The following is a 3,652-nucleotide window of genomic DNA, read 5'->3' as shown; positions in this document are numbered from 1 at the left end:
CCCCGGCCCGTCGCCGGCGCCGAACCCGCACCCCCGCCGCCGGCCGCGGCGCGCACGCCCCCTGGCGCGCGCTGCGCCACCGGAGCATGCGCTGGTGGTCCGCCGCCAACCTGGTCTCCAACGCCGGCACCTGGATGCAGCTCACCGTGCAGAACCTGCTGGTGCTGGAGATCACCGGCTCCGCCGCCGCCACCGGCCTGTCGCTGTCCGTGCAGGCCGCGCCCGGCCTGCTGATGAGCCTGGTCGGCGGGGCCGCGGTGGACCGCTGGCCGCGCAAGGCCACCGCCGCCGTCAGCCAGGCGCTGCTGGGCGCGGTCGCCTTCACCACCGCCGTGCTGGTCGCCTGCGACCCGCTCGGCGTCGGCGTGCTGATGGCGCTGGCCGCGGTCACCGGACTGATCGCCACCGTCGACGGCCCCGCCTGCTCCCTGCTCGGCAACGACCTGGTGCCCGCCGAGGACGTGCCCTCCGCGATCGGCGTCGGCTCCCTGGTCTCCAGCGCCGGCCGGCTCGCGGGCGCCGGACTCGCCGGGCTCACCGTCGGCGTCCTCGGCACCGCCGCCGCGTACGCCGCCAACGGCCTGTCCTTCCTCTGCGTCGCCGCCGTCATCCCCTTCCTGCGCCCGGCACGCCCGGCGGGCGGGACAGCGCCACCCGCGGCGGAGAAGGACCAGGACACCGCCGGCGACGGGCTGACCATGCGCGAGGGGCTCGCCTACTTCGCCCGCAACCCCCGGCTGCTCGCGCTGGCCGGCGTCACCGGCATCAGCGCCGTCCTCGGCCGCAACTACGGGCTCACCCTCGCCGTGCTGGTCACCGGCCCGCTGGCCGGCGGCGCGGGCGCGTTCGGCACCGTCTCCACGGTCCTGGCGGTGGGTGGCATCCTCGGCGCGGTCCTCGGCGCGCGGCTGCGCCGCCCCTCGGTCCGCCTGGTCGGCGCGCTCGCCGCCGCCGGCGGCCTGCTCCAGGCGGTCGCCGGACTGTCCCCCTCGCTCGCCCTGCTGCTGGTGGTGGTGGCGCCCATGGCGGTGGTCGAGTCGGTCTCCGACACCGCCGGCACCACCGTGCTGCAAACCACCCCGCCGCCGCGTCTGCGCGGCCGGGTCCTCGGCGTGTGGGGCAGCGTGCGCACCGGGTGGGGCCTGACCGGCCCGCCCGCGCTCGGCCTGCTGATGGAGCAGGCCGGCGCCCGGGGCGCCCTGGTCGCCGGCGGCCTGCTCATCGCCGCCGCCGTCCTCGCCGGCCACCTGCTGCACCGCCGCCGGCCCGCTGCCCCGGCGCCCGCACCCGTGTCCGTGGCGCTACGGGAACCGGTGCTCATCCCCGCGCCCGCGCAGGTCCCCGCCGCCGAGCGTCCCGTGCCGGTCGGCGCGCCCGCCTGAGAACGGCGCGCGTGGCGCGCACGACCGCGCGCCCTCGCCGGGACCGGACCCGAGGGCCTGGTCCCGGCGCGGGCGCGCGCCCCGGCTCAGCGCCCCGGCGGGCGGACCGGCGCGGCGGCCTCGGCGGCGCGTCGGGCCAGCATGGTGGTGGAGCGGCCGTCCAGATAGGGCAGCACCACGGCCTGCCCGCCCCAGCCCGCCAGCACCTCCGCCTCGGGCAGGTCCTCCGCCGAGTAGTCGCCGCCCTTCACCCACACGTCCGGGCGCAGCCGGGCCAGCAGCTCCGCCGGGGTGTCCCCGTCGAACACGGCGACCGCGTCCACGCTGCCCATCCCGGCCAGCACCCGCACCCGGTCGGCCAGCGGGTTCAGCGGGCGGCCCGGACCCTTCAGCCGCTCCACCGACTCGTCGGAGTTGACGCACACGATCAGGCAGTCGCCGATCCGCCGGGCGCTCTCCAGCAGTCCCACGTGCCCGGCGTGCAGCAGGTCGAAGCAGCCGCCGGTGGCCACCACCGTCCCGCCGCGCGAGCGCACCCGCTCGGCCAGCGTGAACGGGTCGGACACCGGCTCCCGCTCGGCGCGGCCCGCGGCCTGCGCCCGCCACAGCGACGGGTTGCCCGCGCCTCCCGCCGCCACGAACGCCGCGGCCTCCTCCACCGCCCGCTGCAACGCCTCCTCCGGCAGCGCCCCGTCCGCCAGCGCCGCCGCCGTGGCGGCCGCGAACGCGTCGCCAGCGCCGCACGGATCGCCGTCGGCCCGGTAGGGCGCCGGCACCAGCATCGGCGTCGCCGCGCCCGGCCGGGTCAGCAGCACCCCGCGCTCGCCGAGCGTCACCGCCACCGCCGCCGCCTTCCATCGCTCGGCCAGCTGCGCGCCCCGCTCGGCGTAGTCCCGCAGCGACTCGCCGCCGCCCCGGCACAGCGCCCGCGTCTCGGCCGCGTTCGGCGTCACGAGGCGGGTCCCCGGCACCGGGGCGTCGCCCTTGAGGTGCGGGTCCCACACCACCGGCACCTTCGGCGCGACCTCCGCCAGGTGCGCGCGGACCGCGCTCGCGGTGTGCCGCCCGTAGTCGGCGACCAGGATCGCCCGTGCGTCGGCGAGGGTGTCGCGCACCGCCTGGTCCGGCTCGCCCGGGTCGCCGCCGCCCCGGTCGATGCGCACCAGCGGACGCCCGCCGGCCAGCACCCGGGTCTTCACCGGCAGGGTGCCGTGCAGCGGCAGCTCCACCACCCGCACCTTGCCGCGCAGCGAGCGGCGCACCGCGTCACTGGCCGGGTCGTCGCCCATCGCCGTCACCAGCACCACGTCCCGCCCGCCCCGGGAGGCGAGGGCGGCCGCGAGACCCGCGCCGCCCGGCCGCCGCTGGTCCCCGGTGACGTCCACCACCGGGGCGGGCGCGTCCGGCGCCAGCCGGGTGGATACGCCCTCGATGTCCTCGTCCAGCAGCACGTCGCCGACGACCACCAGCGGTTTGCGTGTGCTCATGCCATTCTCCTGTGGGCCAGGGCGGGCGCGGCGGCGCCCGCCGCGCGTACGGGCGGACCGGCGGCCACCTCGGCGTCGAAGCTCTCGCACAGCAGGTGCACGGCGAGCAGATGGGCCTCCTGCACGGTGGCCGTCGTCGCCGCCTCCACGCACAGCGCCTCGTCGGCCGCCTCCGCCAGCGGGTTGGGCCCCGGGCCGGTCATCGCCCACACCAGCAGTCCGGCCTGCCGGGCGGTGGCCGCGGCGAGCACCAGGTTGGCGCTCGCGCCCGAGGTGGACAGCAGCACCAGCACGTCGCCCGGCCGGCCGTGCGCGGCGACCTGCCGCGCGTACACCTGGTCGAAGCCGTAGTCGTTGCCGATCGCGGTCACGCTGGAGGTCTCCGCGTGCAGCGAGATCGCCGAGAACGCCGGCCGCTCCCGCTGGTAGCGGCCCACCAGCTCGGCCGTCAGATGCTGCGCCTGCGCGGCGCTGCCGCCGTTGCCGGCGGCCAGCAGCCTGCCGCCGACCGGCAGCACCGACGCCAGGTGCCGGCCCCAGCGGGCGACCTGTCCGAGGTGCTGCTCCTGGAAGAGGACGAGTGCGTCCGCGAGCGCTTGGCAGTGCGCCCGCGCCGCCGGCGGGGGGCCGGCGTCCGCGCCGGACGGGTTCAGGGGTTCGGTCATGGCGTTCGGGCGCTCCGCCGGGGCGTGAGCGGCCCGCACCTCCTTCAGAGGGTTCGAGCGGGACCGGGCGCAACCAGGAAGGGGACGAGACGGGCAGGGGGCGGGGGCTGTCTCTTTT

Annotated in this window: 3 protein-coding genes; 1 reads left to right on the top strand and 2 read right to left on the bottom strand. The window is 78.5% G+C overall.

From position 1 onward, the window contains the following. Positions 1-86 precede the first annotated feature (86 nt). Entirely contained in the window at positions 87-1,382 is a 1,296-nt protein-coding gene (locus tag C6N75_RS15500; RefSeq protein WP_105869493.1) for an MFS transporter, read from the top strand. A gap of 86 nt (positions 1,383-1,468) precedes the next feature. Here C6N75_RS15500 and rfaE2 read toward each other — a convergent pair whose 3' ends face one another. After that, positions 1,469-2,869 carry a D-glycero-beta-D-manno-heptose 1-phosphate adenylyltransferase gene (gene rfaE2, locus C6N75_RS15495; RefSeq protein ID WP_105869492.1) on the bottom strand — a complete coding sequence of 467 codons (1,401 nt, stop codon included), beginning with the start codon at positions 2,867-2,869 and terminating at the stop codon, positions 1,469-1,471. Next, positions 2,866-3,534 carry a D-sedoheptulose-7-phosphate isomerase gene (locus tag C6N75_RS15490; protein WP_105869494.1) on the bottom strand — a complete coding sequence of 223 codons (669 nt, stop codon included), beginning with the start codon at positions 3,532-3,534 and terminating at the stop codon, positions 2,866-2,868. Before C6N75_RS15490 ends, rfaE2 begins: the two co-directional genes overlap by 4 nt. Positions 3,535-3,652: the final 118 nt, after the last annotated feature.

This window comes from Streptomyces solincola, assembly GCF_002982015.1.
In the GTDB taxonomy this organism is placed as follows: domain Bacteria; phylum Actinomycetota; class Actinomycetes; order Streptomycetales; family Streptomycetaceae; genus Streptomyces; species Streptomyces solincola.
The sequence above is the reverse complement of the archived record's forward strand: the minus strand, read 5'-3'. Positions and strand labels throughout refer to the sequence as shown.